3 protein-coding genes and 1 pseudogene are annotated in these 3,801 nt (G+C 62.9%); 1 reads left to right on the top strand and 3 read right to left on the bottom strand.

Going from position 1 to position 3,801, the window contains the following annotated elements; genetic code table 11:
- Positions 1 to 452, top strand: a pseudogene (locus ACMLHG_RS08155) (hypothetical protein); the annotation flags it as partial.
- A gap of 3 nt (positions 453 to 455) precedes the next feature.
- Here ACMLHG_RS08155 and ACMLHG_RS08150 read toward each other — a convergent pair.
- The 3 genes from ACMLHG_RS08150 to prfA are packed head-to-tail and all read right to left on the bottom strand — an operon-like array spanning position 456 to position 3,759.
- Positions 456 to 1,838, bottom strand: coding sequence for a sodium-dependent transporter (locus ACMLHG_RS08150; RefSeq protein ID WP_417170186.1), 1,383 nt, complete (start codon positions 1,836 to 1,838; stop codon positions 456 to 458).
- Positions 1,839 to 1,881: 43 nt separating this feature from the next.
- Positions 1,882 to 2,655 carry an inositol monophosphatase family protein gene (locus ACMLHG_RS08145; protein WP_417170185.1) on the bottom strand — a complete coding sequence of 258 codons (774 nt, stop codon included), beginning with the start codon at positions 2,653 to 2,655 and terminating at the stop codon, positions 1,882 to 1,884.
- A gap of 12 nt (positions 2,656 to 2,667) precedes the next feature.
- Positions 2,668 to 3,759 (bottom strand): peptide chain release factor 1, encoded by a 1,092-nt coding sequence (prfA, locus tag ACMLHG_RS08140; RefSeq protein WP_417170184.1) that lies wholly within the window; start codon positions 3,757 to 3,759, stop codon positions 2,668 to 2,670.
- Positions 3,760 to 3,801: the final 42 nt, after the last annotated feature.

Raw genomic sequence — 3,801 nt, 5'->3', positions numbered from 1 at the left:
TCGACGCTCCGTCAGGCACGCTGGCCATCTGCACCCCGCGCTCGGAATCGGTCACACTCCCCGCCGGAAACCTCTCCACCGGCGGCGTCCTCAGCGTCAAGGATGTCTCCACTCATGCGACAATAGCCGCCCTCTCCCTCGACGGAAAGAAGCTGGCCGAGAGCCGGAGCATCCTGCTGCTTCACCTGACCGACATCTCCAACAGCGACGCCACCTTCTTCGACTCCGACTGCCGTTTCGTCAACAGCCAGGGCAAACTGCCGCTGCTGGTGCGACGGGGCAGTGCCGAGGTGACGCTGAAGGTCGCGCCGGGTGCGCCGCTTCAGGTTCAGGCTCTCTCAGCCGACGGCGACGTACTGGGGGAACTCCCGGTCTCCGGCAACACCTTCCCCATCGCGACCGACCGCTTCCCCGGCGGCGTCCTCGCGTGGCACGTGACCCGTCAGGAGTGATGCTTACAGGAACCAGCGCCGGAAAAGCGCCGTCAGGAAAAGTCCGGCGATGAAGAGCGGAATCACCACGCAGACGTAGTACCGGGCACGGTTCGGGAACTTGAGGCCGTGCCCGGTATTCGCCTCGGCGATGAAATTCTCCCACCCCCACGCGCCGCGGAAGCTGCAGAAGATCACCACCAGCAGTCCGCCCAGCGGCAGGATGTTATCGCTGACGATGTAATCCTCCAGATCGAGGATGGTGGAGTTTCCGCCGAACGGACGGATGTTCTGCAGCAGGTTGTAGCCGAGCGCGCACGGCAGCGAAAGCACCGCGATCACCGCGCAATTGATCCACGCCGCCCGGCGGCGGGTGAACTTCCACTCGTCGATCATGAAGCCGATCAGGTTCTCGAACACCGCCACCACCGTGGTCAGCGCCGCGATGCTCATGAAGACGAAGAAGAGCATTCCCCACCAGCGGCCGCCCGCCATGTGGTTGAAGACGTTCGGCAGAGAGACGAAGATCAGCCCCGGACCGGAATCCACATCCACGCCATAGCTGAAACAGGCGGGGAAGATGATCACGCCGGCCAGCAGTGCGACGAGCGTATCCAGCCCGATGATCATCAGCGACTCCTTCGCCAGCGAGTGGGTCCGATCGACGTAGCTGCCGAAAATGGCGATGCTGCCGATCCCGAGGCTGAGCGTGAAAAACGCCTGTCCCATCGCCGCGACGATCACGTTGAAGAGACCGACATCCTGAATCGACTTCAAGCTCGGCTCCAGATAGAAGCGCAGCCCCTCCCCCGCTCCCGGCAGCAGGCAGGAGCGGATGCAGAGCCCGAAGAGCAGCAGCAATAGACAGCCCATCAGAATCTTGGTGATCCGCTCCACGCCGCGCCGCAACCCGAGCGCGCACACCAGCGAAGAACCCACCACCGTAATCAGCATATAGCCGACCATCTGCCCCGGCGAAGCGAGGAAGTTGTTGAAGAAAGGCCCGACCTTTTCAGCCGGGAGACCGGCGATGCTGCCGGAGAGATATTTGCAGGCGTAGGCGATCATCCAGCCGGTCACCGAGGTGTAGAAGATCATCAGAATGATATTCCCGGTGAAGAAGAGCATCCCGAGACGGCGCCAGTTCCGTTTTCCGGAGGCGGGCAGGACCGTGTAGGCGCCGACAATGTTCCGGCGGCTGGCACGCCCCAGCGCCAGCTCCATCACCATGACCGGATACCCCAGCGTGATGAGGAAAAAGAGGTAGATCAGCACGAAAATCGCGCCGCCGTACTGCCCGCAGATAAACGGGAAACGCCAGATGTTCCCGAGTCCGATGGCGCACCCGGCGGTGAGGAGAATGAACCCGAGCCGGGAACCGAGGTTTTCACGTGTGGAATCGTTCATGGTGATGCACTTTCCTGTTCAGTTTTCCCGGTGGGAAATTTCGTTACGGTTTTCGGGCAAGAAACGGCAGCAGTTTCTCCTGCAGCAACCCGTTGGTCGCCGCCACGCCCTTCTCCGGATATGCCGCGCCGCCGGAATAATCGGTAATCCGGCCGCCCGCCTCTTCCAGAATGAGCGCTCCGGCGGCGATGTCGTAGAGCTGAAGCCCCCACTCCCAGTAGCCGTCGAACCGGCCCGCCGCCACGTTGCAGAGGTCGAGCGCTGCCGACCCGCAACGCCGCACCCCCTGAATCGACCGGACCAGTTCCGGCATCAGATCGAGGTTGTCCGGCCGGATTCCGGCGCGGACGCAGGCGAATCCGGTCGCCATCAGCGCGCTCTTCAACTCCGCACAATCCGAGACATGAATGGTGTCGCCGTTGAGCTGCGCCCCCCGGCCGCGTTCCGCGCGGAACAGCTCGCCGAGCCGGGGCGCGTAAACCACCCCCGCCTCGGTCCGCCCCTCCTTCCGGCAGGCGATCGAAATGGAATAGTAGGGAAATCCGTGAATGAAACTTGTGGTTCCGTCGATGGGGTCGATCACCCAGCACCAGGCGGAACTCCCGGCGCTTCGGCCGGTCTCTTCGCCGAAGATGCCGTGCTCCGGATAGCGCCGCCGGATCGCGTCGACCAGGAACTCTTCAACCCGGCGGTCAATCTCGGTGACCATGTCGGTCGGCGTCGCCTTGGCATGAATCTGCCCGGAGGTAAGATGACTGCCCCCCTCAACCGCAATCCGCCCCGCCTCGCGGGCGATCTCTTCGATGAATGCAAGCATGACCGGGCCCCTCTACTGCTCCGTGCGGAGCTGATCGAGCCGCCGTTCGCAGGCGATCATCAGGATCTGGTCCAGAATCAGCCCGAACTCCCCTTCCATCAGCTTCGGCAGATCGAAGGTGCTGATGTTGAAGCGGTGATCAGTCACCCGGTTCTGCGGAAAGTTGTAGGTGCGGATCCGCTCGCTGCGGTCCCCGGTGCCGACCTGCGACCGCTTGTCGGCGGCCTGCTTGTCGGCCTCCTCGCGCTGCTTGAGCTCGAGCATCCGGGCGTAGAGAATGCGCAGAGCGATCTCCTTGTTGCGATGCTGGGATTTCTCCTGCTGGCTGGCGACCGAAAGTCCGGTCGGAATGTGGGTCACCCGCACCGCCGAGTCGGTGGTGTTGACGCACTGCCCGCCGGGGCCGCTCGAACGGAAGACGTCGAACCGCAGATCCTCCGGGCGGATATCCAGCTCAACCTCCTCCGCCTCCGGCATGACCGCGACGGTGACGGTCGAGGTGTGGATGCGCCCGCCCGCTTCGGTGGCGGGCACCCGCTGCACCCGGTGGACGCCGCTCTCGTACTTCATCAGGGAGTAGACATCCTCGCCGGAGAGCGAGAACGAAACATCCTTGATGCCGCCGAGATCGGTGTCGCTCTGGTCGAGCACCTCCACGTGCCAGTGCTGCTTTTCGGCAAATTTGAGATAGGCGCGGAACAGTTCGCCGGCGAAGAGCGCCGCTTCGTCACCGCCCGCGGCCGGCTTGATTTCCACGATGATGTTCTTGGAGTCGTTCGGGTCGGGCGGCAGGAGAGAGATCTGAATCTCCCCCTCCAGCTGTTTTGCCTTCGCCTCGAGATCGGCGATGTCGGCGGAAATGAGATCGCGCAATTCCGAATCGCTTTCGCCGGAAAGCATTTCGCGGTTTTCCGCCATCTGCTCGAGCGCGCCGGTCCAGGCGTCGAATTTTTCAAAGAGGGACTCGAGCTTCCGGTGCTCGCGGGAGATCCGGCGGCACTCCTCGGTCTTCGCATAGATCGCCGGATCGGCCAGAGCGGCTTCCAGTTCGCGGCCGCGCACCCGCAGTTTTTCGATATATCCGGCGATATCTTCCGGTACCATGTCAGTCGTATCCGTTTACGGTGAGGTTGAATTTAATACAAT

The organism is Victivallis sp. (genome assembly GCF_048170485.1).
Lineage (GTDB): Bacteria > Verrucomicrobiota > Lentisphaeria > Victivallales > Victivallaceae > Victivallis.
Note: the sequence above shows the minus strand (reverse complement) of the source record. Positions and strands in the feature narration are given on the sequence as shown.

Bases quoted from the DNA above. Each gene is read 5' to 3' on its own strand.
- ACMLHG_RS08145 (WP_417170185.1), bottom strand. From the start codon at position 2,655: ATGCTTGCATTCATCGAAGAGATCGCCCGCGAGGCGGGGCGGATTGCG.
- ACMLHG_RS08150 (WP_417170186.1), bottom strand. From the start codon at position 1,838: ATGAACGATTCCACACGTGAAAACCTCGGTTCCCGGCTCGGGTTCATT.
- prfA (WP_417170184.1), bottom strand. From the start codon at position 3,759: ATGGTACCGGAAGATATCGCCGGATATATCGAAAAACTGCGGGTGCGC.